The sequence below is a fragment of the Aeromonas sp. QDB63 genome, from assembly GCF_027707425.1.
Lineage (GTDB): Bacteria > Pseudomonadota > Gammaproteobacteria > Enterobacterales > Aeromonadaceae > Aeromonas > Aeromonas caviae.
The window spans coordinates 1-25,728 of record NZ_JAPCIS010000019.1 but is presented as its reverse complement, the minus strand read 5'-3'; the positions used below and the strand labels follow the sequence as shown (position 1 = coordinate 25,728).

At 61.7% G+C, this 25,728-nt stretch carries 22 protein-coding genes, 1 pseudogene and 1 riboswitch; of the genes and pseudogenes, 11 read left to right on the top strand and 12 right to left on the bottom strand.

The genetic code is table 11. The features are described 5' to 3' along the window. Nucleotides 1–17: 17 nt before the first annotated feature. Entirely contained in the window at nucleotides 18–458 is a 441-nt protein-coding gene (gene yfbV / locus PG879_RS12955; protein ID WP_029313829.1) for a terminus macrodomain insulation protein YfbV, read from the bottom strand. Nucleotides 459–759: 301 nt separating this feature from the next. Between yfbV and PG879_RS12950 the strand changes: the two genes are divergently transcribed. Next, complete coding sequence (locus PG879_RS12950; RefSeq protein ID WP_041211117.1) at nucleotides 760–1,962, top strand: acetate kinase; 1,203 nt, start codon at nucleotides 760–762, stop codon at nucleotides 1,960–1,962. A 70-nt stretch (nucleotides 1,963–2,032) separates the two neighbouring features. Continuing rightward, nucleotides 2,033–4,186, top strand: coding sequence for a phosphate acetyltransferase (gene pta / locus PG879_RS12945; protein WP_119197348.1), 2,154 nt, complete (start codon nucleotides 2,033–2,035; stop codon nucleotides 4,184–4,186). 478 nt (nucleotides 4,187–4,664) lie between these two features. Here pta and ilvN read toward each other — a convergent pair whose 3' ends face one another. The 6 genes from ilvN to PG879_RS12915 form a co-directional block, all read right to left on the bottom strand. Next, nucleotides 4,665–5,159, bottom strand: coding sequence for an acetolactate synthase small subunit (ilvN, locus tag PG879_RS12940; protein WP_010673160.1), 495 nt, complete (start codon nucleotides 5,157–5,159; stop codon nucleotides 4,665–4,667). Further along, on the bottom strand, nucleotides 5,159–6,877 hold the full coding sequence (locus tag PG879_RS12935; RefSeq protein ID WP_171865080.1) for an acetolactate synthase 3 large subunit: 1,719 nt from the start codon (nucleotides 6,875–6,877) through the stop codon (nucleotides 5,159–5,161). The genes ilvN and PG879_RS12935 overlap by 1 nt, the downstream gene beginning before the upstream one ends. 390 nt (nucleotides 6,878–7,267) lie before the next feature. Then, the gene (locus PG879_RS12930; protein ID WP_010673158.1) at nucleotides 7,268–7,420 is read right to left on the bottom strand and encodes a hypothetical protein; all 153 of its coding nucleotides are present in this window, start codon (nucleotides 7,418–7,420) and stop codon (nucleotides 7,268–7,270) included. A 35-nt stretch (nucleotides 7,421–7,455) separates the two neighbouring features. Then, entirely contained in the window at nucleotides 7,456–8,565 is a 1,110-nt protein-coding gene (locus tag PG879_RS12925) for an MJ1255/VC2487 family glycosyltransferase (RefSeq protein WP_210600693.1), read from the bottom strand. Then, the gene (locus PG879_RS12920) at nucleotides 8,562–9,065 is read right to left on the bottom strand and encodes a phosphatase PAP2 family protein (RefSeq protein ID WP_043156166.1); all 504 of its coding nucleotides are present in this window, start codon (nucleotides 9,063–9,065) and stop codon (nucleotides 8,562–8,564) included. The genes PG879_RS12925 and PG879_RS12920 overlap by 4 nt, the downstream gene beginning before the upstream one ends. A 125-nt stretch (nucleotides 9,066–9,190) precedes the next feature. Beyond that, nucleotides 9,191–9,814: a TetR/AcrR family transcriptional regulator gene (locus tag PG879_RS12915; RefSeq protein WP_010673155.1), complete on the bottom strand. Its 624-nt coding sequence runs from the start codon at nucleotides 9,812–9,814 to the stop codon at nucleotides 9,191–9,193. 405 nt (nucleotides 9,815–10,219) lie between these two features. On the opposite strand from PG879_RS12915, the gene leuA reads away from it, so the two are divergent. From leuA to PG879_RS12890, 5 genes are all read left to right on the top strand, one after another. After that, the gene (leuA, locus tag PG879_RS12910) at nucleotides 10,220–11,782 is read left to right on the top strand and encodes a 2-isopropylmalate synthase (protein ID WP_010673154.1); all 1,563 of its coding nucleotides are present in this window, start codon (nucleotides 10,220–10,222) and stop codon (nucleotides 11,780–11,782) included. A gap of 111 nt (nucleotides 11,783–11,893) precedes the next feature. Continuing rightward, nucleotides 11,894–12,979: a 3-isopropylmalate dehydrogenase gene (gene leuB / locus PG879_RS12905; protein WP_039041178.1), complete on the top strand. Its 1,086-nt coding sequence runs from the start codon at nucleotides 11,894–11,896 to the stop codon at nucleotides 12,977–12,979. Nucleotides 12,980–13,011: 32 nt separating this feature from the next. Next, entirely contained in the window at nucleotides 13,012–14,409 is a 1,398-nt protein-coding gene (gene leuC / locus PG879_RS12900; protein ID WP_041211113.1) for a 3-isopropylmalate dehydratase large subunit, read from the top strand. A 12-nt stretch (nucleotides 14,410–14,421) separates the two neighbouring features. Further along, nucleotides 14,422–15,021, top strand: coding sequence for a 3-isopropylmalate dehydratase small subunit (leuD, locus tag PG879_RS12895; RefSeq protein ID WP_109111918.1), 600 nt, complete (start codon nucleotides 14,422–14,424; stop codon nucleotides 15,019–15,021). A 112-nt stretch (nucleotides 15,022–15,133) separates the two neighbouring features. Then, nucleotides 15,134–16,063 (top strand): transglutaminase domain-containing protein, encoded by a 930-nt coding sequence (locus tag PG879_RS12890; protein ID WP_210600695.1) that lies wholly within the window; start codon nucleotides 15,134–15,136, stop codon nucleotides 16,061–16,063. 51 nt (nucleotides 16,064–16,114) lie between these two features. Here the strand turns inward: PG879_RS12890 and PG879_RS12885 are convergent, their stop codons facing one another. Continuing rightward, entirely contained in the window at nucleotides 16,115–16,405 is a 291-nt protein-coding gene (locus PG879_RS12885) for a PilZ domain-containing protein (protein WP_039041182.1), read from the bottom strand. 91 nt (nucleotides 16,406–16,496) lie between these two features. Then, a riboswitch (TPP riboswitch) is annotated at nucleotides 16,497–16,587 on the top strand. 83 nt (nucleotides 16,588–16,670) lie between these two features. Here PG879_RS12885 and thiB point away from each other — a divergent pair. From thiB to PG879_RS12865, 4 genes and pseudogenes are all read left to right on the top strand, one after another. Then, the gene (thiB, locus tag PG879_RS12880) at nucleotides 16,671–17,651 is read left to right on the top strand and encodes a thiamine ABC transporter substrate binding subunit (RefSeq protein WP_161470224.1); all 981 of its coding nucleotides are present in this window, start codon (nucleotides 16,671–16,673) and stop codon (nucleotides 17,649–17,651) included. Next, nucleotides 17,627–19,255, top strand: a complete 1,629-nt coding sequence (gene thiP, locus PG879_RS12875; protein WP_050485252.1) for a thiamine/thiamine pyrophosphate ABC transporter permease — start codon at nucleotides 17,627–17,629, stop codon at nucleotides 19,253–19,255. Before thiB ends, thiP begins: the two co-directional genes overlap by 25 nt. Nucleotides 19,256–19,396: 141 nt before the next feature. After that, nucleotides 19,397–20,107, top strand: a complete 711-nt coding sequence (thiQ, locus tag PG879_RS12870; RefSeq protein WP_210600697.1) for a thiamine ABC transporter ATP-binding protein — start codon at nucleotides 19,397–19,399, stop codon at nucleotides 20,105–20,107. 12 nt (nucleotides 20,108–20,119) lie between these two features. Next, nucleotides 20,120–20,284: pseudogene (locus PG879_RS12865) on the top strand (thiamine ABC transporter ATP-binding protein); the annotation flags it as partial. 66 nt (nucleotides 20,285–20,350) lie between these two features. On the opposite strand, the gene PG879_RS12860 reads toward PG879_RS12865, so the two are convergent. The 4 genes from PG879_RS12860 to PG879_RS12845 form a co-directional block, all read right to left on the bottom strand. Continuing rightward, the gene (locus PG879_RS12860) at nucleotides 20,351–21,721 is read right to left on the bottom strand and encodes a PhoH family protein (RefSeq protein WP_010673145.1); all 1,371 of its coding nucleotides are present in this window, start codon (nucleotides 21,719–21,721) and stop codon (nucleotides 20,351–20,353) included. 206 nt (nucleotides 21,722–21,927) lie between these two features. Beyond that, the gene (locus tag PG879_RS12855) at nucleotides 21,928–22,599 is read right to left on the bottom strand and encodes a TSCPD domain-containing protein (RefSeq protein WP_182935836.1); all 672 of its coding nucleotides are present in this window, start codon (nucleotides 22,597–22,599) and stop codon (nucleotides 21,928–21,930) included. Between the two features lie 9 nt (nucleotides 22,600–22,608). Next, nucleotides 22,609–24,756, bottom strand: coding sequence for an adenosylcobalamin-dependent ribonucleoside-diphosphate reductase (locus PG879_RS12850; protein WP_210600699.1), 2,148 nt, complete (start codon nucleotides 24,754–24,756; stop codon nucleotides 22,609–22,611). Between the two features lie 204 nt (nucleotides 24,757–24,960). Further along, nucleotides 24,961–25,413, bottom strand: coding sequence for a pullulanase (locus tag PG879_RS12845; RefSeq protein WP_029313820.1), 453 nt, complete (start codon nucleotides 25,411–25,413; stop codon nucleotides 24,961–24,963). Nucleotides 25,414–25,728 lie beyond the last annotated feature (315 nt).

Here is a 25,728-nt window from a genome sequence, read left to right as displayed (position 1 = left end):
AGTCTGACTTCGGAAAGTCATTCGTAGAGGAAGGATTTGTCTAGCTGCTTGAAGGCGGCGTTGAGGGTATCGGCCAGCTCTTCGTAGCGGGGACGCGCCACCAGCTGACGTTGACCGCCTTGCTCGTTCATCTTGCCGTTTATCTCCCGATACCAGGTGGCGAGGGAGGGGGGTAGCCGGGTATCGGCGCGCTGGCCGAGCCAGTAGTACCCTTGTAGCGGCAGGCTGAGCAGGAAGAGCACGGACGCCATCACGGAGGGCCAGTAATGAAGCTCGCCAAACTGGAACTGCACCATGACGCTGAGCACCGCCAGTGCCGGGATCACCTTGAGGGCGAATTCGGTGGCCTTGATCACCCGATTCTCCGGGAACATGGAATTAAGCTCGGGACGGCGCGGCCAAAGAGTCATATAATGACGGCCTTGCTGTAATTTAGTTCCAAAAATGTTCATGCTCATGCTACCTCCGAGCTCTTTTCGAACGCATTAACGGCAAAACCTCGACAATATTTGAGAGGCAATAACAAAGGTTGAGGATGACTTTGTTATTTTTCAACAATCAGGTTATCCTTTGTACGCCCATTTTTACGCTGGGGCACGGCCACTGACCAGTCAGGGACGTCTGAATATCGGGTCTTGTATCACTATACAAGGGGCAAGCAACAGATTGCCAACCCTCATAAGGATAAGTTGATAGTTTTTGGACGCACCGCGTCCGGCGCATCCTCCAACCCAACCCAATCTGCGATAGGATTTATTCATGAGTAAGCTGGTTCTTGTTCTTAACTGTGGCAGCTCGTCCCTGAAGTTTGCTGTCATTGACGCAATCACCGGTGATGACCTGCTGTCCGGCCTGGCCGAATGCTTCAACCTCGACGACGCCCGCATCAAGTGGAAGCTGAACGGCGAGAAAGGCAACGCTGATCTGGGTGCCGGTGCCGCTCACCAGGAAGCGCTGGACTTCATCGTTCACAAGATCCTGCCGCTCAACCCGGAACTGTCCAAGAACCTGATCGCCATCGGCCACCGCGTGGTACACGGCGGCGAGCGTTTCACCTCCTCCGTTCGCATCTGTGATGACGTCATTGCCGGCATCGAAGCCGCCATTCCTTACGCACCGCTGCACAACCCGGCTCACCTGATCGGTATCCGTGCCGCCCTGAAGGTCTTCCCGGAGCTGGCCGAGAAGAACGTGGCCGTGTTCGACACCGCCTTCCACCAGACCATGCCGGAAGAAGCCTTCCTGTACGCCCTGCCGTACAAGCTCTACAAGGAGAACGGCATCCGTCGCTACGGCGCCCACGGCACCAGCCACTACTACATCAGCCTGGAGGCCGCCAAGCAGCTGAACAAGCCGGTGGAAGAGCTGAACATCATCAACTGCCACCTGGGCAACGGCGGCTCCGTCTGCGCCATCAAGAACGGCCAGTCCGTCGACACCTCCATGGGCCTGACCCCTCTGGAAGGCCTGGTGATGGGTACCCGTTCCGGTGACATCGATCCGGCCATCATCTTCTTCCTGCACGACAAGCTGGGCATGAGCGTTGCCGAGATCAACACCATGCTGACCAAGGAATCCGGCCTGCAGGGTCTGACCGAAGTCACCTCCGACTGCCGTTTCGTTGAAGACAACTACGACAGCAAGGAAGAAGCCAAGCGCGCCATGGACGTGTACTGCTACCGTCTGGCCAAGTACATCGGTGCCTACGCCGCCGCCATGGACGGTCGTCTGGATGCCGTGGTCTTCACCGGCGGCATCGGCGAGAACTCCGCCCCGATCCGTGAGATCACCCTGAACAAGCTGGGCCTGCTGGGCTTTGACGTCGACCACGACGCCAACCTGAAGGCTCGCTTCGGCAAGGGCGGCGAGATCACCAAGGCTGGTTCCACCAAGGCCCTGGTTATCCCGACCAACGAAGAGTGGGTCATCGCCCACGACGCGCTGGAACTGGTCGGCGCATAAATTAGCTGTAGAGCAAGGCCGCCCCAGGGCGGCCTTTTCCTGATCCCAAAAAATGAACAAGGGGTAATAAGTGGCACGCACTATTATGCTCATCCCGGTCGGCACTGGTGTCGGCGTAACCTCCGTGAGTCTTGGCGTCGTTCGCGCCATGGAACGTCACGGTGTCAATGTCAGCTTCTTCAAACCGGTCGCCCAGCCGCGTCCGGGTGAAACCGGTACCGAGCGCTCCACCGCCGTGATCCGCGCCGCTGCCAACATCAATCCGCCCGAGCCGTTTGCCCTCTCCTACGCCGAGAACATGATCACCTCCAGCAACACCGACATCCTGCTGGAAGAGATCGTGGCCCGCTTCGAAGAGCACGTGAAGAGCAGCGGCGCCGAAGTGGTGGTGATCGAGGGCCTGGTTCCGACCGACAAGCAACCCTTTGCCAACAAGCTGAACTACGACGTCGCCAAGGCGCTGGACGCCGACATGGTGTTCGTGACCCATCCGGGCAACGACTCCAGCCAGAAGCTCAAAGAGCGCATCGAGCTGGCCTGCTCCAACTTCGGTGGCGTCAACAACCCGCGCATCGTGGGCTGCGTCATCAACAAGGTGGGTGCCCCGGTTGACGAGCACGGCGTGACCCGTCCCGACCTGACCGAGATGTTCGAAGCGCACCACCACGGCGCCGATACCGGCCACAACCTGGAAGTGCTGCAGGTCTTCGGCAAGAGTCCGCTGCGCATCCTCGGCTGCATTCCCTGGAACACCCAGCTGATCGCACCGCGCGCCAAGGATCTCGCCAAGCACCTGGCCGCCAAGATCATCAACAAGGGTGAGCTGGAAAGCCGCCGCCTGCAGACCGTGACCTTCTGCGCCCGCTCCATCCACAACATGATCGAGCACTTCCGTCCGGGCAGCCTGCTGGTGACTTCCGGCGACCGCTCCGACGTCATCGTCTCCGCCTGCCTCTCCGCCATGAACGGCGTCAAGCTGGGTGCCCTGCTGCTGACCGGCAACTACCACCCGGAACCGCAGGTGATGGCCCTGTGCCAACAGGCCATGGCCACCGGTCTGCCGATCATGATCACCGGCACCAACACCTGGCAGACCGCCGTCAGCCTGCAGAACTTCAACGTCGACATCCCGGAAGATGACCGCGAGCGTATCGAGCTGGTGCAGGACTACGTTGCTGGTCACATCGACAAGCACTGGATCGAGTCTCTCTCCGCCAAGTCCACCCGTTCCCGTCGCCTGAGCCCGCCGGCTTTCCGCTACCAGCTGACCGAACTGGCCCGTCAGGCCAACAAGCGCGTCGTGCTGCCGGAAGGGGAAGAGCCGCGGACCATCAAGGCTGCCGCTATCTGTGCCGAGCGTGGCATAGCCCGTCCGGTCCTGCTGGGCAACCCGGAAGAGATCCGTCGTGTTGCCGAACAGCAGGGCGTGGTACTGACCGACCGCGTCGAGATCATCGATCCGGTTGCCGTACGCGAGCGCTATGTGGCTCGTCTGGTCGAGCTGCGCAAGAACAAGGGCATGACCGAAGTGGTTGCCCGCGAGCAGCTGGAAGACAACGTGGTACTGGGTACCATGATGCTGGAGCGCAACGAGGTCGACGGTCTGGTATCCGGCGCCGTGCACACCACGGCCAACACCATCCGTCCGCCGATGCAGATCATCAAGACCGCCCCGGGCTCTTCCCTGATCTCCTCCATCTTCTTCATGCTGCTGCCGGATCAGGTGCTGGTCTACGGTGACTGCGCCATCAACCCGGATCCCACCGCCGAGCAACTGGCCGAGATCGCCATCCAGTCCGCCGACTCCGCTGCCGCCTTCGGCATCGAGCCGCGCGTGGCCATGATCTCCTACTCCACCGGCACCTCCGGCGCCGGCGCCGATGTAGAGAAAGTGCGTGAAGCCACCGAGCTGGCCAAGGCCAAGCGTCCCGACCTCATCATCGACGGCCCGCTGCAGTACGATGCGGCCATCATGGAGAACGTCGCCAAGTCCAAGGCACCGAACTCCCCGGTTGCCGGCAAGGCCACCGTGTTCGTCTTCCCGGATCTCAATACCGGCAACACCACCTACAAGGCGGTACAGCGCTCCGCCGAGCTGGTCTCTATCGGCCCCATGCTGCAAGGCATGCGCAAGCCGGTCAACGACCTCTCCCGTGGCGCCCTGGTGGACGACATCGTCTACACCATCGCCCTGACCGGCATCCAGGCAGCCCAGGCTGAGTAATCGACCCGCAGTCCGATGCAATGAAAAACCCGCCGAGAGGCGGGTTTTTTTATGGTTCGCGCCCAGAAATGTTGATCCGCAAGATCAGGTCGGGATCCCGTCCGGATCCACGGACAGATCCGCGTTCCGCCCTTGGCAAGGCACGAGGGATAAGCAAACGCTCACACCCTCGCCAGGGGATTGCACAAATGCGATCCAGCCAGGATCAAATTGAAATATCCCTTTAAGATCATGCGACTAACGCCAGACACACCGCTAATCTACAGAGTTTTCCACAGCTTTTGTGGATAGTTTACCGATCATTTGAAAGAAAATGACAGGTGAAGACCCTCCCTTCCCCCTTCTCTTTCACCCCCTCGATAACCTCCTGATGCTGTGGCCAGCATCCCTACCGGCCCCCCCACTTGCCCGCAACGCTGCCAGACACGAAAAAGGGCTCCGAAGAGCCCTTGAACAGCTATTTTCACATCCGGCCACATCAGGGACGCAGGGATTTGTCCGCCCGGGAGATGCCACAGACACCGGAGCGCACCACTTCGATGATCTCGTTGGTCTGGGCAGCCGTCTTGATGAAGGCGTCCAGCTTTTCGCTGGTCCCGACGAGCTGCACCGTGTAGAGCTCGGGGGTGACGTCGACGATCTGGCCACGGAAGATGTCCGCCAGCCGCTTCAGTTCGTCACGTGCACCACCGGCGGCGCGCGCCTTGACCAGCGCGATCTCCCGCTCGATGTGCTCACCCTCGCTCAGGTCACACACCTTGAGCACGTCCACCAGCTTGTGCAGCTGCTTCTGGATCTGCTCCAGCACCCGCTCATCCCCCATGGTGACGATGGTCATGCGGGACAGAGTGGGATCCTCGGTGGGGGCCACCGTCAGGGTCTCGATGTTGTAGCCGCGCTGGGAGAAGAGGCCTACCACACGGCTCAGGGCGCCGGATTCGTTCTCCAGCAGAACGGAAATTATATGTCTCATCAGGTTCTCTCCGTCTTGCTCAGCCACATCTCGTCCATGGCACCAAATTTGATCTGCATCGGATAGACGTGCTCGTCCGGATCGACCGAGATGTCCATGAACACCAGTCTGTCCTTCATGGCAAAGGCCTTCTCCATGGCGCTCTCCAGCTCCGCCGGATCGCTCACCGCAATGCCGACGTGGCCATAGGCTTCCGCCAGCTTGACGAAGTCAGGCAGGGATTCCATGTAGGAGTGGCTGTGACGGCCACCGTAGAACATCTTCTGCCACTGCTTGACCATGCCCAGCGCACGGTTGTTGATGGAGATGATCTTGATGGGCACCCCGTACTGCATGCAGGTGGAGAGCTCCTGGATGTTCATCTGCACCGAGCCGTCGCCGGTGACGCAGCAGACCACCGCATCCGGGTTGGCAAACTGGGCGCCCATGGCGGCGGGAATGCCAAAGCCCATGGTGCCGAGACCACCTGAGTTGATCCACTGACGTGGTTTGGCAAACGGGTAGTAGAGGGCGGCAAACATCTGATGCTGGCCCACGTCGGAGGCGACGAACGCCTCCCCCTTGGTCACCTTGTAGAGAGTCTCGATGACCTGCTGCGGCTTGATCAGGGTGGGATGGGTTTCGTAGGCCAGGCAGTTGCGGGAGCGCCACTGGCCGATCTGGCTCCACCAGTCCGCCAATACCTGCTTGTCGTTGTCGAAACCACACTCGCGAATCACTTCCAGCATCTGCTCCAGCACGGTTTCCACCGAGCCGACGATGGGCACATGAGCCTGCACCGTCTTGGAGATGGAGGTGGGATCGATGTCGATGTGGACTATGGTGGCATTCGGGCAGAACTTGGCCACGTTGTTGGTCACGCGGTCATCGAAGCGGGCACCCACGGCGAAGATGAGATCCGCGTTGTGCATGCTCTTGTTCGCTTCGAAGGTGCCGTGCATGCCGAGCATGCCGATGAACTGCGGATGGGTGCCGGAGAAGGCGCCCAGTCCCATGAGCGTGGTGGTCACCGGCAGGTTCAGCAGCTCCGCCAGCTTGGTCACCAGGTGATCCGCATTGGCGTTGATGGCGCCGCCACCCACGTACATGACCGGGCGGCTCGCCTCGGTCAGCAGCTTGGCAGCCCGCTTGATCTGGCCCTTGTGTCCCGCCTTGGTCGGATTGTAGGAGCGCAGGGAAACGGACTCGGGATACTGATAGGGGAACTTCTCTTTCGGATTCTGCACGTCTTTAGGCAGATCCACCACCACGGGCCCCGGGCGGCCACTGGCGGCAATGTAATAGGCCTTCTTGATGGCCTCGGGAATGTCGCTGGCTTTCTTGCACAGGAAGCTGTGCTTCACCACCGGGCGGGAGATGCCGATCATGTCGGTCTCCTGGAACGCATCCTCCCCGATCATGCTGGTCGGCACCTGGCCGGACAGGATCACCAGGGGAATGGAATCCATGTAGGCGGTTGCGATCCCCGTGATGCAGTTGGTGGCGCCGGGACCCGAGGTCACCAGCACAGTGCCCACCTTGCCGGTGGAGCGGGCGTAACCGTCCGCCATGTGCACTGCGGCCTGCTCGTGCCGCACCAGGACATGCTCCATCTTGCCGTTTTCGAAGAGAGCGTCATAGATGTCGAGCACTGAGCCACCAGGGTAGCCGAAAACGTGTTCCACTCCCTGATCTTCCAGCGCTCTAACCACCATCTGGGCGCCTGATAACATCTCCATGATAAAGCCCTCCAGGCTTTGCTCCGTTAAGCGAAAGCTATCGACAGTCCGCTGCTTCCCGGCAGCGCCGATCCGAGTCTTGTTGTTGTCTGCAGGCAGATCAGGCGAGTTCGGAGCCGTCGATAGTAGAAAAATAGGGGTTTTCCATCATTCACCCGAAAAGCGGGTGAAAAACCAACTTAACCCGCCCGTGAACGCTTGTCCACGGCTTTGTCTGGCCATAACAGTCATAAATTTCAAACAGCTATTAACATTCAGTGACTTGGCCACCAGACGGGCAACAAAGAGGGGCCCTGGGGGGAACAACCAGCGGATCATGCTGCCCGCGTCGGTCAGGAACAAAATAAACGGCCCACCCCGAGGGGGTGGGCCGTCAAAAACTGGCTGGTTTCACTGCTCGTCTTCGGGTTCTGCCAGCCAGATCTGCTGATCCGGATCCGTCTCTTCGCAGACCGAGATGCTGACACCCATGTCGAGCAGCTCATGCAGGGTGAGATTGTCTGCCAGGGTCATGGTGTCGCCGTTTTCATTGGTAAAGCGCATGGTGTCCGTCCTCTCCGTGGTGGGATCGACTCAGTTTAGTCAAAGGCGCTGAGTTGGGATAACCAGGGACGCTCCTGGCCGGTACGGCTGGCAAGCTCCCCCAGGCTGTCACACACCTCCTCCGGAAAGAGAGTCCTGCCCCAGAGGCGGCGGGAGAGCGCCCCCACCTCCTCCCCGGCACCGGCCAGCAACCAGTCGGCCAGCTCTCCTGCCACATCGGGATAGCGTACTCTGCCAGGAGAAGGGGCCTCCAGCCAGCTTCGCACCGCATTGGCATCCAGGCTGTCCATCAACTGGGCCAGCCCCATCAGTTCCAGGGTCCTGCCGTTGGTCAACTGCTCGAACTGGCCACCCAGGGGTTTGACCAGCAGCTTCTTGCCGAGGGAGAGCGCCTCGGAGGCAAGCTCGAATCCCGCATTGCTGATGACCCCGCGACAACCGGCCAGCGCCAGCTTGAACCCCTCTCTTGCCTGAGGTTCAAAGCGGATGTTGCGCCACTCGCTGCGCTTGCGCACCTCGGGATGGAAGCAGATGAACGACTGCGGGCTGAAACGCGACAACAGGGCCGCGATCGTCTCTGTCTGCTCGAATGGCAGATAGACCAGGACCTGCTGGTTGTCCGGCACCGGCTCGAGGGGATCGACGATGGGAGGCAGCAGGGGCTGGCCGAAATGGAACCAGTGCAGTCCCAGGGACTGGCGTACCGGCGCAAAATGGCGCATCAGCTGGCGGTTGAAGCCGCTCTCTCCCCAGCGCGGAATGGGCCAGTCGAAGCTCGCCTGATGGCTGATGGTGAGGCTGGGTTTGCCCCAGCGGCGAGCAGCATGGGCACTGAGCGGCTCGAAGTCGCTGATGACCAGATCGTACTCGCGACAATCGAGGGTACGCAGATCTTGCCAGAAACGCAGGGGAGAGAGTCCCTTGAGGGTACGCCAGCCCGAGATGCGCCCCTGATGGCTGGCGAAAGTGATACCGGGGAAGGTGCGATAATCCCCGAACTCCCCCATTTCGAAGTAGCCGTCGGCGGCGCGCCCACTGAACAGATAATCCACCGCCACGCCCCTGCTCTTCAATGCGCGCGCCAGGGTCCGGCTGCGACTGATATGGCCGTTGCCGGTCCCCTGAACGCCGAACAGTATCCTCATCCCTGGCTCCAACCCAGCGCCCAGAGGGCGCAACCACCACCAAGCAGCGCCCCGGCCACCAGATCGCTCAGATAATGCACCCCGAGCAGCAGGCGGGACGCCCCCACCAGCGCGGCCCAGACAAACAGCAGCGGTGCCCAGAGCGAGAAACTGGCGGCCAGTACGGTCGCCATCAGAAAGGCGGCCGCGGTATGGCCCGAGGGCAGGCTGTAACGATCCGACGGGGTGATGAAGACAGGCAGCCCTGCCGGGCGCTGGCGTTTGAGGGCATTCTTGAGCAGCAGGTAGAGCGGCAACTCGAGGGCAAACGCCCAGAGCGCCACCCTGACCGCCTCCTGCCCGGCGCTCCCCTGCCACCAGAGCAGGCAGGCCGCCACGGCATAGAGGGGGCCGTCACCGGTACGGGAGACAAGCCGGCTTATCCTGGCCTGCGGCTGATTGTAGGGGTGGAGCAGGCAGACACGGCACACCCGCAGGTCCCATTGCTGGATCTTGTTCATCACGGCCCTCCTTTGCATCCTGAGTGCAGACTAGGAGGGCGGCATGACACTTCGTTGACGCCCAGATAACAGATTGATGAAAAAAAGGGCCCAGGGGCCCTTTTTCATCCGTCATCCCGAAAAAGTCAGTTCAGGGCACCGCGCAGGCCGTTTTCCATCAGGCGGCAGTTGTGGGCGGCGAGGCGGCTCATGAAGTGCTCATCCACCGTCAGGCCAAACACCTGCTCGTAGAGATCCTTCATCACGAAAGGCTGCCACATCATGCTGAGGAAGGAGATCTTCAGCATCTCGGGGTCCAGGTTGTCCGCCAGCTGGCCGTTGGAGCGCATGGATTCGAGCAGGGCATCGAACTGGGGAAGTTGGCGATCCAGCAGGCGGCTCAGCACAAAATCACGCCCCGGGCTCTTTTCAGTGGACAATGCGCTGGAGATGGCGGAGGTCAGCTCGCTGTTGGGCGCCATCACCTGATAGTAGGTATTGAGCAGATCGGTCAGGCTGCGGTTGCTGCTCTCGTCGTGCCAGGCTTGCTCGAGGGGCTCGGCCACATCCCCCAGCACCGCCTTGTAGAGGCCTTCCTTGCTGCCGAAGTAGTAGTGGATCATCGCCAGATTGGAGCCTGCCAGCTCGGCAATCTCGCGGGTCGTCACCTTGCTGTAGGGGGTGTTGAGAAAACGTTCGCGTGCGGCGGCAAGCAGCTTGTCACGAATGTCGGAACGTCCGACTGGACGGCCAGGTCTGCGTTTTTCCATGGAATACCTCAGATAATTCAGCAAGGGCTGATAAGTCGATCTGATTGTGCGGGTGATCGAGTACAGCAGGAATGACCAGATAATCAGGCATGAACCGAATATGGGACAAGAGAATTTGCACTCCTTTACAATCCGATTAAATAAACCAGTGGATTGAACCTGTCCATTCCGGTTGACACAGCATAAAAATCTCGTTATTGGTAGTAGCGTTATCGACTGGAAGGATTGAGACATCATGCGTATTGCCGCTCCGCTACTACTGCTCTCCCTAATCGCGACTCCTCGCGCGGGATCCTTGTAGCCGGGCTAAGGCATAGCCGGAATTTACAGAAACCCGTGCACCCCGCACGGGTTTTTTTATGCCATGCAGGATGCACGCAGCGAACTTAGGAAGAGGGAAGTCACATGTCAGATCGGGTCATCATATTCGACACCACCTTGCGTGATGGTGAGCAGGCGCTGTCGGCCAGCTTGACGGTCAAGGAGAAGCTGCAGATCGCCCAGGCGCTGGAGCGGCTCGGTGTCGATATCATGGAAGTGGGTTTCCCCGTCTCCTCCCCCGGCGATTTTCAATCGGTTCAGACCATCGCCCGTCACATCAAGAACAGCCGGGTCTGCGCCCTGGCTCGCGCCCTGCAAAAAGACATCGATGCCGCCGGCGAAGCCTTGAAAGTGGCAGAGGCATTTCGCATCCATACCTTCATCTCCACCTCCTCCATCCACGTGGAGAGCAAGCTGAAAAAGAGCTTCGAAGACGTGCTGGAGATGGGGGTCGGCGCCATCAAGCACGCCTTGCGCTACACCGATGACGTGGAGTTCTCCTGCGAGGATGCGGGCCGCACCCCGATAGACAACCTGTGCCGCATGGTGGAAGCCGCCATCAAGGCCGGCGCCCGCACCATCAACATTCCTGACACCGTGGGCTACACGGTGCCGACCGAATTCTCCGGCATCATCCACACCCTGTTCAACCGGGTACCCAACATCGACAAGGCCATCATCTCGGTGCACTGCCACGACGATCTGGGCCTCTCGGTGGCCAACTCCATCAGTGCCGTGCAGATGGGGGCCCGCCAGATCGAGTGCACCATCAACGGCATCGGCGAGCGTGCTGGCAACTGCTCTCTGGAAGAGGTGGCGATGATCCTGAAAACCCGCGCCGACCTGCTCGGGGTACACACCAACATCCGCCACAGCGAGATCCACCGCACCAGCACCCTCGTCAGTCAAATCTGCAACATGCCGGTGCAGCCCAACAAGGCCATCGTCGGCGCCAACGCCTTCTCCCACAGCTCAGGCATCCATCAGGATGGCGTGCTCAAGGCGAAGAACACCTATGAAATCATCACCCCCGAGAGCATCGGTCTCACCCAGAACAACCTCAACATGACCTCCCGCTCCGGCCGCCACGTCATCAAGCACCGGATGGAGAGCATGGGCTACGCCGAGAGCAGCTACGACCTCGACGATCTCTACGCCAAGTTCCTCACCCTGGCCGACAAGAAGGGCCAGGTGTTCGACTACGACCTGGAGGCCCTCGCCTTCTTCAGCCAGATCCACGAGGAGCCCGAGCACTTCAAGCTGGAGTACCTTGGCGTGCAGAGCGGCAGCTCGGTGCTCGCCACCGCCTCGGTCAAACTCAAGGTAGGCCAGGATCTGGTGTGCGAGGCCGCCACCGGCAACGGCCCGGTGGATGCGGTCTACCAGTGCATCAACCGCATCACCGGCTACGAGATCCGCATCGACAAATACGAACTCAAGGGCAAGGGCGAGGGCAAGAACGCCCTCGGCCAGGTGGACATCGTCGCCGAATACAAGGGGCGCAAGTTCCACGGCATGGGGCTGGCCACCGACATCATCGAATCCTCGGCCCAGGCCCTGGTCCACGTGATCAACAGCATCTGGCGCGCGGACCAGGTGGCCGAGCAGATGGAGCGCAACCACACCATCAAATCGGAAACCGTCTGAGCCCGCCGCCGGACAAGATGACAGCATGACATGGGGAGGACCGGGGCCTGGGCAGTGGTCCGGACCGGCCTCCCGGATGAAACGGAATCACACTATCAAGACGGAGAGAGTATGAGCAGTTATCGGATCGCAGTATTGCCGGGTGACGGCATTGGCCCGGAAGTGATGGCAGAGGCCATCAAGGTACTGGAAAAGGTGCAGACCAAATTCGGCTTCTCCCTCGACTATGACCGTCACGACGTCGGCGGCATCGCCATCGATAACCACGGCACACCGCTGCCCCAGAGCACGATCAAAGGCTGCGAAGCGGCCGATGCGGTGCTGTTCGGGTCGGTGGGTGGCCCCAAGTGGGAGCACCTGCCGCCCAACGATCAGCCGGAGCGCGGTGCCCTGCTGCCCCTGCGTGCCCACTTCAAACTGTTCTGCAACCTGCGCCCGGCCCGCATCTACACCGGTCTGGAGCAGTTCTCCCCGCTGCGTGCCGACATCTCCGATCGCGGCTTCGACATCGCCTGCGTGCGCGAGCTGACCGGCGGCATCTATTTCGGCCAGCCCAAGGGGCGTGAAGGGGAAGGCGCTACCGAGAAGGCCTTCGACACCGAGGTGTACCACCGCTTCGAGATCGAGCGCATCGCCAAGATAGCGTTTGAATCGGCCCGGGTGCGCAAGTCCAGGGTCACCTCCATCGACAAGGCCAACGTGCTCGCCTCCTCCATCCTGTGGCGCGAGGTGGTGACCGAGGTCGCCAAGTCCTACCCGGACGTGGCCCTGAACCACATGTACATCGACAACGCCACCATGCAGCTCATCAAGGATCCGTCCCAGTTCGACGTGCTGCTCTGCTCCAACCTGTTCGGTGACATCCTCTCCGACGAGTGCGCCATGATCACCGGCTCCATGGGCCTGCTCCCCTCCGCCAGCCTCAACGAATCCGGCTTCGGTCTGTTCGAGCCGGCCGGTGGCTCGGCCCCGGATATCGCCGGCAAGGGGATTGCGAATCCCATCGCCCAGATCCTCTCCGCCGCCCTGATGCTGCGTTACAGTCTCGGCCAGGAAGCCGCCGCCCAGGCCATAGAGCAGGCCGTGGCCCAGACCCTGGCAGAAGGCTATTTCACCGCCGACCTGCATCAGGCCAGTGCCACGCACCCGGTGCAGAGCACGGCCGACATGGGCAGCCAGATCGCCGCGCGCATCTGATCCCACGGCATCGATAACAAGGAAACCGAGCAATGTCCAAGACCCTCTATCAGAAAGTGTTCGACGCCCACGTGGTCCGGGAAGTGGAAGGGGAAACCCCTCTCATCTACATCGACCGTCACCTGGTGCATGAAGTGACCAGCCCCCAGGCATTCGACGGCCTGCGCGCCATGAACCGCCAGCTGCGTCGCCCGGATCTGACCTGGGCCACCATGGATCACAACGTCTCCACCACCACCAAGGACATCGCCGCCTCCGGCGAGATGGCCCGCATCCAGATGGAGACGCTCGCCGCCAACTGCAAGGCGTTCGGGGTTCGTCTCTATGACTTGAACCACAAGTACCAGGGTATCGTCCACGTGATGGGCCCCGAGCTCGGCATCACATTGCCCGGCACCACCATCGTCTGCGGTGACTCCCACACCGCCACCCACGGCGCCTTCGGCTCGCTCGCATTCGGTATCGGCACCTCCGAAGTGGAACACGTGATGGCCACCCAGACCCTGAAACAGGGCCGTGCCAGGACCATGCGTATCTCTGTCAACGGCAAGCTGGCCGCAGGCATCAGCGCCAAAGACGTGGTGCTCGCCATCATCGGCAAGGTGGGTCATGCAGGCGGGACCGGCTACGTGGTGGAGTTCGCCGGTGAAGCCATCGAGGGGCTCACCATGGAAGGGCGCATGACGGTGTGCAACATGGCCATCGAGCTCGGCGCCAAAGCGGGCATGATTGCCCCCGACCAGACCACCATCGACTACATCCGTGGCAAGGAGTTCGCTCCCAAGGGGGAGGCGCTGGAACAGGCCATCGCCTACTGGCTGACCCTCAAGAGCGACGAAGGTGCCCACTTCGACGCCGAAGTGGTGCTCGACGCCGCCGACATCGCCCCGCAAGTGACCTGGGGCACCAACCCGGGCCAGGTGATTGCCGTCAATGAGCCCATCCCTGCACCGGAATCCTTCGCCGATCCGGTGGAGCAGCAGTCCGCCCGCAAGGCCCTCGCCTACATGGACCTGCAACCGGGCCAGAAGCTCTCCGACGTGGCCATCGACAAGGTGTTCATCGGTTCGTGCACCAACAGCCGCATCGAGGATCTGCGCGCTGCCGCCGCCATCGCCCGCGGCCGCAAGGTCGCCGCAGGGGTACAGGCCCTGGTGGTGCCGGGCTCCGAGCAGGTGAAGGCCCAGGCCGAGGCCGAGGGGCTGGACAAGATCTTCATCGAGGCAGGCTTTGAGTGGCGTTTGCCCGGCTGCTCCATGTGTCTGGCCATGAACAACGACCGGCTGCAACCGGGGGAGCGCTGCGCCTCCACCAGCAACCGCAACTTCGAGGGGCGTCAGGGTCGTGCCGGTCGCACCCACCTGGTGAGCCCGGCCATGGCCGCCGCCGCCGCCGTCACCGGCCGCTTCGCCGACATTCGTGCACTGTAAGAGGGAACGTACATGACAGGTTTCAAACAGCATAAAGGGATCGTCGTTCCCCTCGACAGCGCCAACGTCGACACCGACGCCATCATTCCCAAGCAGTTCCTGCAGAAGGTGAACCGCATCGGCTTTGGCAAGCACCTGTTCCACGACTGGCGCTTCCTGGACGATGCAGGCCAGCAGCCGAACCCGGCGTTCGTACTGAACCAGCCCCGCTACGCGGGGGCCAGCATCCTGTTGGCGCGGGAGAACTTCGGCTGCGGCTCGAGTCGCGAGCACGCCCCCTGGGCGCTGGCGGACTACGGCTTCAAGACCCTGATCGCTCCGAGCTTTGCCGACATCTTCTACGGCAACGCCATCAACAACGGCATGGTGCCGGTTCGTCTGAAAGAGGAGGAGGTCGACGCCCTGTTCCAGCTGGTCGCCGCCCAGCCGGGTATCGAGATCGAAGTGGATCTGGAGGCCAACCAGGTGCGTGCAGGCAGCCTCACGTTCGGCTTCGAAATCGACGAGTTCCGTCGCTACTGTCTGCTCAACGGGCTGGATGCCATCGGTCTGACCCTGCAGCACGAGGCCGCCATCAGCGCCTTCGAGGCGAAGCAGCCAAGCTGGATTTGACGAGCCTGTGACAAGAACGCGAGTAGAATCAACAGGGAGCCAAGGCTCCCTGTTTTATTGTCGGGTCGCTGTACAAAGCCCGCCACCTCTGCATGTCCGACAGGAGACACCCATGTCCGCAAGGGGCGCCCTTTCATTGCTCTGCCTGCTGCTCAGCCTCCCGGCCCTGGGCGGGCAGACCTCTTTCACCAACAGTGGCGGTCAGCTCAACGTCGGCTGGCAGGACAGGGAGGGCAAGGCGCAGCAGCTCAGCTACCGGCTGGAGGCGGGCAAGCTGCCCCCTCTCATCGCTTACCGTCCGGCCAGGATGCAGGAAGACGTACTGCAAAGCCTGCTGCAACAGGCCCCCCTGGCGTTCCCCGAGGTGCAGTTCTCCCTCGTTCGCCCCGCCATGAGCCTCAGCATCAAGAGCCGCAACGCCGACAAGGCGCGGGAAGCCTCCCAATGGGTCAAGCCCGAGCAGGCCAAACTGGAGGCTGCCTGGCTCACGCAGCACTACTTCCAGCCCTTCACTACCCCCGACGGCGCTCCCGCCATCAAGCAGGATCATGTGCGCATCGCCCTGGAGAGCCGGGACGAACTGGCCCCGTTGATGGAGCAGCTCAAGCAGGAAGGGGCCACCGAGACCGAGGCGCGCCAGAAGACGGTGGCCCACATGCTCGACTTCATCCAGGCCATCCCCTATCAACTGCTCGACAGCCAGTCGGGCCGCTCTGGCAAGGGGTTTCTGAGCCCGCGCCAGGTGCTGGAGCAGAACCGGGGGGATTGCGACAGCAAGGTGACCCTGATGGCCGCCCTGCTGGCCCAGGGGTATCCCGATCTCAAGCAGGCCATGGTGTTCGTGCCGGGACACGCCCTGCTGGGGGTGGCCTTGCCAGCCAAACCGGGGGAAGCCACCTTGAGCCGGGCGGGGGAGACCTACCTCCTGATGGAGCCGACCGGCCCGGCCCAGCTGCCCATGGGCCAGCTCGCGCCCACCAGCAAGACGCTGGTCGACAGCGGCCAGTTGAGCGTACAACCGGTGCAGGATGAGGGGAAATGAGACAGGCCAGCCCATGGCTGGCCTGTCTCGAGGAGGACGGGCGCCCGGGTCTCAGGTGAGGGAGAGAAACTCCAGCGCCAGCAGGAGACCGTCTTCTTCCTCCAGCACCCGCACGATGCGAGCCTGGGCCTCGAAGGGAGGCAGAAGATTGCTGCTGGTCGCCAGGCTCACCCGGATGGGCTGGGCCAGATCGAACGCGTGCTTGTTCACCTCGACGCCCATGCCGTTGGCGCTGAGATCCCGGCAGACCCCCTCCAGCACCTGCTGATGCTGGAACAGGGTGACGGGGGCATTGATGACCATGCGCTGGAAGGCACGTCTTTCCTTGGTGCTGGTGATCACTGGGGACTTCCTCCTTGGTGGTGGCTCGCACGATGCGGCCCGTGAAACATAGTGCTGGCCTCCCCCCAGGAACGCCAATACAATGCGATGCGTTGCTCAAACGGGGTGCGGTTTACCGCTGAGATTATACCCGTGAACCTGATCCAGATAATGCTGGCGGAGGAATTTGAGGCATGGCGCGCGTTTTTTGTGCCCTCATCCGCCGGCGCTCACCACACGCGAGGTGCCATTGATGAGCACCCCGATACCCACAGGAGTGCCATTGATGAAGACCCTGCTGCTGATCGCCACCAGCCTGCTCTCTGCCCAGGCGTTTGCCGCCGACACCCTCACCGTCTACACCTACGGCTCCTTCGCCGCCGAATGGGGGCCGGGCCCCAAGATCAAGCAGGCCTTCGAGAAGGAGTGCGGCTGCACCCTCAATCTGGTACCCCTCGAGGATGGCGTCGCCATCCTCAACCGGCTGCGGCTGGAAGGCCAGCACAGCAAGGCCGACATGGTGCTGGGGCTGGACGATGCCCTCATCAGCGAGGCCAAACAGAGCGGCCTGTTCGCCCCCCATTCCACCAGGCTCGATGACCTCAAGGTGCCGGGTGGCTGGCAGGATGACACCTTTGTCCCCTATGACTACGGCTACTTCGCCTTCGTCTATGACAGCAACAAGCTCAAGCAGCCCCCCAAGAGCCTGAAGGAGCTGGTGGCGCGCCCCGATATCAAGGTGATCTATCAGGATCCCCGCACCTCCACCCCGGGTCAGGGGCTGATGCTCTGGATGAAGTCGGTCTACGGTGATGAGGCCCCTGCCGCCTGGGCCACGCTTGCCAAAAAGACGGTCACCGTCACCAAGGGGTGGTCAGAGGCCTACGGCATGTTCCTCGACGGCGAGGCGGACATGGTGCTCTCCTACACCACCTCCCCCGCCTATCACCTGATCGCCGAAAACAAGCCCCAGTACCGGGCGGCCGCGTTCGAGGAGGGTCACTACCGCCAGGTGGAAGTGGCGGCCAAGCTCAAGGGCGCCACACAGGGCAAACTGGCTGACCAGTTCCTGCAATTCATGGTGAGCCCCGCCTTCCAGAACGAGATCCCCGGCGGCAACTGGATGTATCCGGTGACAGACGTGGCGCTGCCCAAGGGGTTCGAACAGATGATCAGCGTAGCTAAGCCCCTCACCTTCAGCTCTGACGAGGTGGCCGCCAACCGCAAGGGGTGGATCCGCGAATGGCTGCAAGCCGTCACCCAGTGAGTTCAGGTCGTCGTTCCCTCTGGTGGCTGCCCGGCAGTGCAGCCACCCTGGTCATCCTGCTGCTCTCCATTGGGCCGCTGGTCGCCCTGTTGTGGCAGGCGGGGGCCCTCTCCCCCCGCGCCCTGCTAGGCGATCCCTACCTGCGCCACGTGCTGGGTTTCAGCCTCTGGCAGGCACTGCTCTCCACCCTGCTGAGCCTGGGGCTTGCCATCCCGGTGGCCAGAGCCCTGGCGCGACGCCGTTTCACCGGACGCCGCCTGCTGCTCAAGCTATTCGGCCTCTCCCTGGTGTTGCCGGTCATCATCGCCATCTTCGGCATGGTGGCGGTGCACGGTCGTCAGGGCTGGCTGCCGCAACTGCTGCACGGCCTGGGCCTGGATCCCGGCAACTATCTCTACGGCCTGTTCGGCATCCTGCTGGCCCATGTCTTCTTCAACATGCCGCTGGCCGCCCGCCTCATCCTGCAGAGCATAGAGAGCATCCCCGAGTCCTCCTGGCGCCTCGCCAGCCAGCTCGGCATGCGCTCCTCCCACATCTTCCGGCTGCTGGAGTGGCCGCTCATCCGCGGCATCTTGCCGGGGCTCGCCAGCCTCATCTTCATGCTCTGCTTCACCAGCTTCACCACAGTGCTGGCGCTCGGGGGCGGCCCCAAGTCCACCACACTGGAGGTGGCTGTCTACCAGGCGCTGCGCTTTGACTTCGATCTCGCCACCGCTGGCGGGCTCGCCCTGGTGCAACTGCTGCTGACCCTGGCCCTGCTCCTGCTGCAACACAAGCTGCAGACCACCCCGGCCAGTCGCCTCACCAGCCGTCGCCCCTGCCTGCGTCCCGACAGACACCAGAAGGGCAGCGCTCTGGTGGATGGCCTGGCCCTGACCATGGGGCTCGCCATCTTCCTGCCGCCCCTGCTGGCCATCGTGGTCGCCGGGTTCAACCCCGGTCTGCTGGCGGCGCTCGGCTCACCCCGGCTGTGGCAGGCAGGGGGGCAGTCCCTGGGCATAGCCCTGGCGGCGGGCTCCCTGGCCACTTTGCTCGGCGCCGGGCTGCTGCTCACCAGCCGGCATCTGAGGGTGCGGGATCGCAAACGGCGGGCCGCCGCCCTGTGGGAGGCCAGCGGCTCCATGATCCTGATGATCCCGGCGGTGGTGCTCTCCACCGGCCTCTTCATCCTGTTCATGCCCTTCACCGACGTCTTTGCCCTGGGCCCCTGGCTGGTGGTGCTAGTCAACGCGCTGATGGCGCTGCCCTATGTGCTGCGCACCCTCTCGGCCCCCATGCAACTGGTGGTGCGCCAGTACGATAGGCTGGCGGACAGCCTGGGGGTGCGCGGCCTGCATCGCCTGCGCCTGGTGGAGTGGCCCCTGCTGCGCCGTCCGCTGGCCCTGGCCATGGCGCTCTCGATGATATTGTCCCTCGGGGATCTCGGGGCCATCGCCATGTTCGGCAGCCAGACCCTCACTACCCTGCCCTGGCTGCTCTATCAGCAGCTCGGCAGCTACCGGCTGACCGAGGCGGCCGCCACCGCCCTGCTGCTGCTCACCCTCTGCTTCTCCCTGTTCTGGCTGGTGGAGCGGGGACTGGGAGGCAGGCATGTGGATCACTGATCCCCGGCGGCATTGCCGCCTCCCCGCCCCCAGGATCCGGCCGGGCACGTCCCTGGAGCGCCCCTTGTGGCAGTCACTCACGCTGCCTTTCATCAATTTTTCTTACTTGTTGTTCTATAAAACGACATTCAGGAGCCAAACATGCTGGTAATTGAGGAACTGGTCACCAGTTATCCCGACTGGCAGGTGACCTTCAGTGCGACCTTGCCCAAGGGGGAGATCACCGCCCTCATCGGTCCGAGCGGCGCCGGCAAGTCCACCCTGCTCGGCATGATCGCGGGCTTCGTGCCGGTGGAGTCGGGCACCCTCACCTTCGACGGCCAGGATCTGCTGTCACTGGGCCCCGCCGAGCGCCCGGTCACCACCCTGTTCCAGGATCACAACCTCTTCCTGCACCTGTCGGTGTTCGACAACATCGCCATCGGCCTGCATCCCGGCCTGCGCTTGAATCCGGCCCAGAAAAGGCAGGTGCAGGAGGCCGCTGACAAGGTGGGCCTGGGGGAGATGCTGACGCGCCTGCCGGAGCAGCTCTCCGGCGGCCAGCAGCAGCGGGTGGGGCTGGCCCGCGCCCTGGTGCGGGGCAGGCCGCTGCTGCTGCTGGACGAGCCCTTCTCGGCCCTCGATCCGGCCCTGCGGCGGGAGATGTTGGCGGAGGTCGCCCGCCTCGCCTGCGAGCAGGGCATCACCGTGCTGATGGTCTCTCACAACCCGGAGGATGCCCAGCTCATCGCCGATCAGGTGCTCTTCATCGACGCGGGGCGCATCGCCTTGCAGGGCAAGCCGGATATCCTGCACAGCAGCGATCACCCGGGGCTGCTGCGCTACCTGGGCCGCGCTCTGTCGCCACAGTGAAGGGCTGACAAGCTGATGGTCTCTCCCTGTCGTTCCCAGGACGATGCCCAGCTCATCGCCGATCAGGTGCTCTTCATCGACGCAGGACCCATCGCCTTGCAGGGCAAGCCGGATATCCTGCACAGCAGCGATCACCCGGGGCTGCTGCGCTACCTGGGCCGACCGAGAGAGGCATGAGATAGGCGGGATCAAAAAAGGGGAAGCCGTCCGGCTTCCCCTTTCTCATGCAGAGATCCCGTCAAATCAGAGATTTTCCTCGGCGAACGAAGCCAGCCGGCTGCGCACCACCCCGTTCAGGAAGATGTTGGCACTGCCGTCGAAGTCCTTGAACCGCTCGACGATGTAAGTCAGACCCGAGGTCACCGGGCTCAGGTAGTTGGAGTCTATTTGAGCCAGGTTGCCGGAGCAGACGATCTTGGTCCCCTCCCCGCAGCGGGTGATGATGGTCTTGATCTGGGACGCGGTCAGGTTCTGGCACTCGTCCAGCAGCACGAAGGTGTTCTGGATGCTGCGCCCGCGCATGAAGTTGACCGATTTGAACTGGATGTTGGCCTTCTCCATGATGTAGCTGAGGGACCCGCTCATGTTCTCGTCCTGCTTGTGCAGCACCTCCAGAGTGTCGGTGACCGCCGCCAGCCAGGGCATCATCTTCTCTTCTTCGGTGCCGGGCAGGAAGCCGATGCTCTCGGCAATTTCCGGGGTATTGCGGGTGACGATCACCTTCTCGTAGATCCCCTTCTCGATCACCAGCTCCAGCGCCGCCGCCATGGCGAGCAGGGTCTTGCCGCAGCCCGCCGGGCCGGTCAGGATCACCAGGTCGATGTGCGGATCCAGCAGGGCATCCAGCGCCATGCCCTGATACACGTTCTTGGGATGCACCCCCCAGGCCTTGCGGGACATCAGCCGCTCGCGGCCGAGATCTTTCAGGCGGATCTTGTTGCCGTCGTGGCTCAGCACCCGCGCGGCAAAGAAGTTCTCCTCGTCCAGCAGGTACTGGTTGACGTGGACTCCCTCCAGCAGGTTGGCATCGATGACGTGGACCGTATCGCGGCCATGGGTTTCGCTGTCGCACTCACCGACCCGCTCCCAGAAGCTGCCGGGCACCACCTGGAAGCCCTTGGCGAGCAGGCGGATGTCGTCGATGAGCTGGTCGCTGCGGTAATCCTCCACATGGGCAAGACCTGCTCCCTTGGCCTTGAGGCGCATGTTGATGTCTTTGGTGACCAGCACCACCTGACGCTTCATCTCGTGCTTTTGCAGGTAGAGGGCGGCGTTGATGATGCGGTTGTCCGCCTCCTTGTCGGTGAACACCTCGGCATCCTGGGGCAGATGGTGGTCGCTGAAGATGGAGATACGGCCGCTCGCCTCGCCGGCCAGCGCCACCCCTTGCACTATCTGCTCCGGAGTCGCATCGCGGAACACATCTTCCAGGGCACGGATGGCGATGCGGGCATCACGGCTGACGTCTTTCTGGCGATCCTTGATGTTGTCGAGCTCTTCGAGCACCGTCATGGGGATGAGCACGTCGTGCTCTTTGAAGGAGTAGATGGCGAGGGGTTCGTGAAGCAGAACGTTGGTATCCAGGATAAACAGCTTTCGGTCCGTGTTGTCCATAAGCATCCTCCTTGGCACTGAAGGTGCCACGTGTGTGAATCTCAGATGTCATTGAAACCACACGGCCGTGACAGTTTTATTACCCCCAACGCTACGCCCGAATTTACCGGTGCGCAACAAATCGCTGCCATCATGGGCGTCGTTCGAACATAAAATCAGCAACGAAAAGGCCGGCATGTCGCCGGCCTTTGGTGGCAATCAGCCCCTCAACCGCACTTGGAATCCCCGCAGTTGAGACAGGTCATGCAGCCATCCTTTTGCACCAGCGCCTTGGTGTGGCACTTGTAGCAGAGCGCGGCACTGGGTGGGAAACCGCTGCCCGCCGGCTGCTCTTCTGCCTGCAATTGCGCCTGCTTCTCGGCCAGGAACGCCTGCTGGTGCTCGTCCAGCCCGGGTACCTTGAGCATGCCGATCTCGGTGAGATGGGTTTCGATCACGTTGCCAATTTCGGCGATGAGCGAAGGCACGTACTTGCCCTTGTTCCAGTACCCCCCCTTGGGATCGAACACGGAGCGCAACTCCTCCACCAGAAAGGTGACGTCCCCTCCCTTGCGAAACACCGCCGAGATGATGCGGGTCAGCGCCACTATCCACTGATAGTGCTCCAGACTCTTGGAGTTGATGAAGATCTCGAACGGGCGCCGGGTCTCGTGCACCGTGCCCTCGTTGAGAATGATGTCGTTGATGGTGATGAACAGCGAGTGCTCGGAGACATGCTCCGGCGTCTTCAACTTGTAGGTGGTACCCATCAACCGTTCCGGGCGCAGCACGGTTTCATGCATGTGCACCACGTCATCCTGGGGCGCCGGCGCATCTTGCGGCTCATCCCGGGTTTTTACCTTGTAGGCGACGATTTTTCTGTCGATCTTCTTGACCATGTCTCGTCCTCAGAACTTGCCGTAATAGCCTTCTTTCAAGGCGTCATAGAGGTTGGCGGCGGTGTGCAGCTCGCCATCGTATTCGATCTCCTCGTTCCCCTTCGCCGTGATGACGGTGCCATCTTCCAGGGTAAACTCGTAACTGGTGTTCTCCAGATCCTTCTCCTTCACCAGCACGCCCTGGAAGGCGGCCGGGTTGAAGCGGAAGGTGGTACAGCCCTTGAGGCCGGAGTCCGAGGCATAGAGGTAGATATCCTTGAACTGCTCGAACGGAAAATCGGTCGGCACGTTGGCGGTCTTGGAGATGGAGGAGTCAATCCAGCGCTGGGCCGCCGCCTGGATATCCACGTGCCCGGTCGGCGTGATGTCGTCCGCGGTGATGAAGTAATCCGGCAGGCGGCTACCCTCCTCCTCGGCATAGGGCATGGCGGCCGGGTTCACCAGCTCGCGATAGGCCAGCAGCTCGAAGGAGTAGACATCCACGCTCTCCTTGCTCTTCTTGCCCGGTTTGATGACATTGCGGCTGTAGTGGTGGGCAAAGCTCGGCTCGATGCCGTTGCTGGCGTTGTTGGCGAGCGACAGAGAGATGGTACCGGTCGGCGCTATGCTGCTGTGGTGGGTGAAGCGTCCGCCCACCTCGGCCAGCTCGGCCACCAGAGCGGGATCCACTTCGGCCACCTGCTGCATATAGCGGCTGTAGCGGGCATGCAACACCTTGCCCTTCACCTTGTCGCCGAGCTTGATGCCATCTGCCGCCATTTCGGGACGCAGACGCAGCATCTTGCCGGTGACTTCGAACTCCTGCTCCATGATGGGGGCGGGCCCCTTCTCCTTCGCCAGACGCAGAGACTCCTGCCAGCCGGTCATCGCCAGCTCCTGGGAGACCTGTTCGGTGAAGGCGACGGAGGCCGCAGAGCCGTACTTGATGCGCAGCATGGTGAGGGTCGAGCCCAGCCCCAGGAAGCCCATACCGTGGCGACGCTTGGCGGTGATCTCCTCGCGCTGCTTGGCCAGCGGCAGCTGGTTTATCTCCACCACGTTGTCGAGCATGCGGGTGAAGATGGCCACCACCTTGCGAAACGCTGGCCAGTCGAAGGCGGCCTGCTCGGTGAAAGGATCGCGCACGAAGGTGGTCAGGTTGACCGAGCCCAGCAGACAGGCCCCATAGGGCGGCAGAGGCTGTTCACCGCAGGGGTTGGTGGCACGGATCTCTTCGCAGAACCAGTTGTTGTTCATCTGGTTCACCTTGTCGATCAGGATGAAACCGGGCTCCGCATAGTCGTAGGTAGAGGTCATGATGACGTTCCACAGCTTGCGCGCGGGCAGGGTCTTGTAGACCTTGCAGGCCACCTGGCCCAGCTCGTTGATCACCACACCCTCCTTGTTGGGCCAGTCCGCCCAGACCACCCTCGCTGGGTCATCCAGCGCGATGCCATCCTGCTCCACCTCCTTGGCGGTGTAGGGGAAGATCAGTTGCCAGGGTGCATCCTCTTTCACCGCACTGACGAACTCTTCGGTGATGAGCAGGGAGAGGTTGAATTGACGCAGGCGACCATCCTCCCGCTTGGCCTGGATGAACTCGATGACATCGGGGTGACGGATATCCATGGTGCCCATCTGGGCGCCACGACGGCCACCGGCAGAGGAGACGGTAAAGCACATCTTGTCGTAGATATCCATGAAGGAGAGCGGCCCGGAGGTATAGGCCCCCGCTCCCGAAACGAAGGCTCCGCGCGGTCGCAGGGTCGAGAAGTCGTAACCGATGCCGCAACCCGCCTTCAGGGTCAGCCCCGCCTCGTGCACCTTGCCGAGGATATCGTCCATCGAATCCTCGATGGTGCCGGAGACGGTGCAGTTGATGGTGGAGGTCGCCGGCTTGTGCTCAAACGCCCCGGCGTTGGAGGTGATACGGCCCGCCGGAATGGCACCATTGCGCAGGGCCCACAGGAAGGGTTCATACCAGGTGTCGGGTTCGCGCTCCTGCGCAGCCAGCGCGCGAGCGACACGCTGGTAGGTCTCGTCGATGGAGCCGTCGATGGGTGCGCCATCCTTGCTCTTGAGACGATACTTGCTGTCCCAGATCTCGAGAGACGTCTCCTGCAGAGGGATCTGGCGGCTGGCGGTGACGCCCTCCTGTACCGGAATGGATTTAGCCATGGTCAATCAACCTCCTGTGAATGGGGTAATATCGTGACAAAAATACTACCAGTAGTGAATTTAAGAACTCAAAGCACAATATATTGTGCTTTATCCGTCATAAGGGCGCCGATTCTATCCTAAAAAAATGCCCCGGCCAGCAGATTTCTGGGCCAGGGCATTTAACCGGTTCAATTTCCGAGAGATTTAAAGCGAGAGACTATCTCAGGGTTTCTTGACGTATACGCTCGGAGTCTCACCCGCCATATTCAGATAGAACTCATAGACGCCATCCGCCTCGGGCGAGAACTTCATGTCCTCATACTTGGAGCACGGGTTGACCGGTACAGGTTCCCCGCCGAGCACGGCAACGCCATCGCTCGGGCTCTTGTAACCGAAGTTGGTGCCACAACTCCAGCCGGAGTCGGCAAACTTGAACTTGTAAGGAGCCCACTCTTTCTTGAGCGTCCCCTTGGCCATGTAGAGCTTGTCGGCAACCTTGACGACCTTGCTTTCGTCGGTGGCCATCCAGTCGTTCATCTCACCACGCAGGTAGATGGACTTGCCACCGAAGTCACTGTTGTCCGCCGCCGCCTGCTCTGCACCACCATTGGATGCGCAACCGCCTAATACCAGGGTTCCCGCCGCCAGCATCATCGTTACTGTTCTTTTGAACATGTGTCCATTCCTCAAATTATTGTGATTCCTTGGTCCATCGATGTGGACCCGGGAATTAAACCAGAGCAGGCATGACAAGAAAGGTAGAAGCATCACATTCTGTGCTTTTTATATCCAGAATGCGGGTATTCGAATAGATATAGAGCAGAGACAGGCCACAAACAACCCGATATTGGCTGGGATGATGAATGCGAGTATCAGAAAACACGGCGGGAGACCGCACCATAGTGCCCGCTTACCCTCCAGTGAGGGCTGAATTTCAGGCAATAAAAAACCCCGCTCGAGTGAGCGGGGTTTCTTGTATTGGGTGCCTGG

Excerpts from the sequence above, each read along its gene's own strand:
- PG879_RS12860 (WP_010673145.1), bottom strand. The coding sequence starts at position 21,721 with ATGGACAACACGGACCGAAAGCTGTTTATCCTGGATACCAACGTTCTG.
- PG879_RS12925 (WP_210600693.1), bottom strand. The coding sequence starts at position 8,565 with ATGAGGATACTGTTCGGCGTTCAGGGGACCGGCAACGGCCATATCAGT.
- PG879_RS12845 (WP_029313820.1), bottom strand. The coding sequence starts at position 25,413 with ATGTTCAAAAGAACAGTAACGATGATGCTGGCGGCGGGAACCCTGGTA.
- PG879_RS12855 (WP_182935836.1), bottom strand. The coding sequence starts at position 22,599 with ATGGTCAAGAAGATCGACAGAAAAATCGTCGCCTACAAGGTAAAAACC.
- PG879_RS12920 (WP_043156166.1), bottom strand. The coding sequence starts at position 9,065 with ATGAACAAGATCCAGCAATGGGACCTGCGGGTGTGCCGTGTCTGCCTG.
- PG879_RS12930 (WP_010673158.1), bottom strand. The coding sequence starts at position 7,420 with ATGCGCTTTACCAATGAAAACGGCGACACCATGACCCTGGCAGACAAT.
- yfbV (WP_029313829.1), bottom strand. The coding sequence starts at position 458 with ATGAGCATGAACATTTTTGGAACTAAATTACAGCAAGGCCGTCATTAT.
- thiP (WP_050485252.1), top strand. The coding sequence starts at position 17,627 with ATGGCTGCAAGCCGTCACCCAGTGAGTTCAGGTCGTCGTTCCCTCTGG.
- PG879_RS12915 (WP_010673155.1), bottom strand. The coding sequence starts at position 9,814 with ATGGAAAAACGCAGACCTGGCCGTCCAGTCGGACGTTCCGACATTCGT.
- leuA (WP_010673154.1), top strand. The coding sequence starts at position 10,220 with ATGTCAGATCGGGTCATCATATTCGACACCACCTTGCGTGATGGTGAG.
- PG879_RS12950 (WP_041211117.1), top strand. The coding sequence starts at position 760 with ATGAGTAAGCTGGTTCTTGTTCTTAACTGTGGCAGCTCGTCCCTGAAG.
- leuB (WP_039041178.1), top strand. The coding sequence starts at position 11,894 with ATGAGCAGTTATCGGATCGCAGTATTGCCGGGTGACGGCATTGGCCCG.
- PG879_RS12890 (WP_210600695.1), top strand. The coding sequence starts at position 15,134 with ATGTCCGCAAGGGGCGCCCTTTCATTGCTCTGCCTGCTGCTCAGCCTC.
- thiB (WP_161470224.1), top strand. The coding sequence starts at position 16,671 with ATGAAGACCCTGCTGCTGATCGCCACCAGCCTGCTCTCTGCCCAGGCG.
- leuD (WP_109111918.1), top strand. The coding sequence starts at position 14,422 with ATGACAGGTTTCAAACAGCATAAAGGGATCGTCGTTCCCCTCGACAGC.
- ilvN (WP_010673160.1), bottom strand. The coding sequence starts at position 5,159 with ATGAGACATATAATTTCCGTTCTGCTGGAGAACGAATCCGGCGCCCTG.
- PG879_RS12850 (WP_210600699.1), bottom strand. The coding sequence starts at position 24,756 with ATGGCTAAATCCATTCCGGTACAGGAGGGCGTCACCGCCAGCCGCCAG.
- leuC (WP_041211113.1), top strand. The coding sequence starts at position 13,012 with ATGTCCAAGACCCTCTATCAGAAAGTGTTCGACGCCCACGTGGTCCGG.
- PG879_RS12935 (WP_171865080.1), bottom strand. The coding sequence starts at position 6,877 with ATGGAGATGTTATCAGGCGCCCAGATGGTGGTTAGAGCGCTGGAAGAT.
- thiQ (WP_210600697.1), top strand. The coding sequence starts at position 19,397 with ATGCTGGTAATTGAGGAACTGGTCACCAGTTATCCCGACTGGCAGGTG.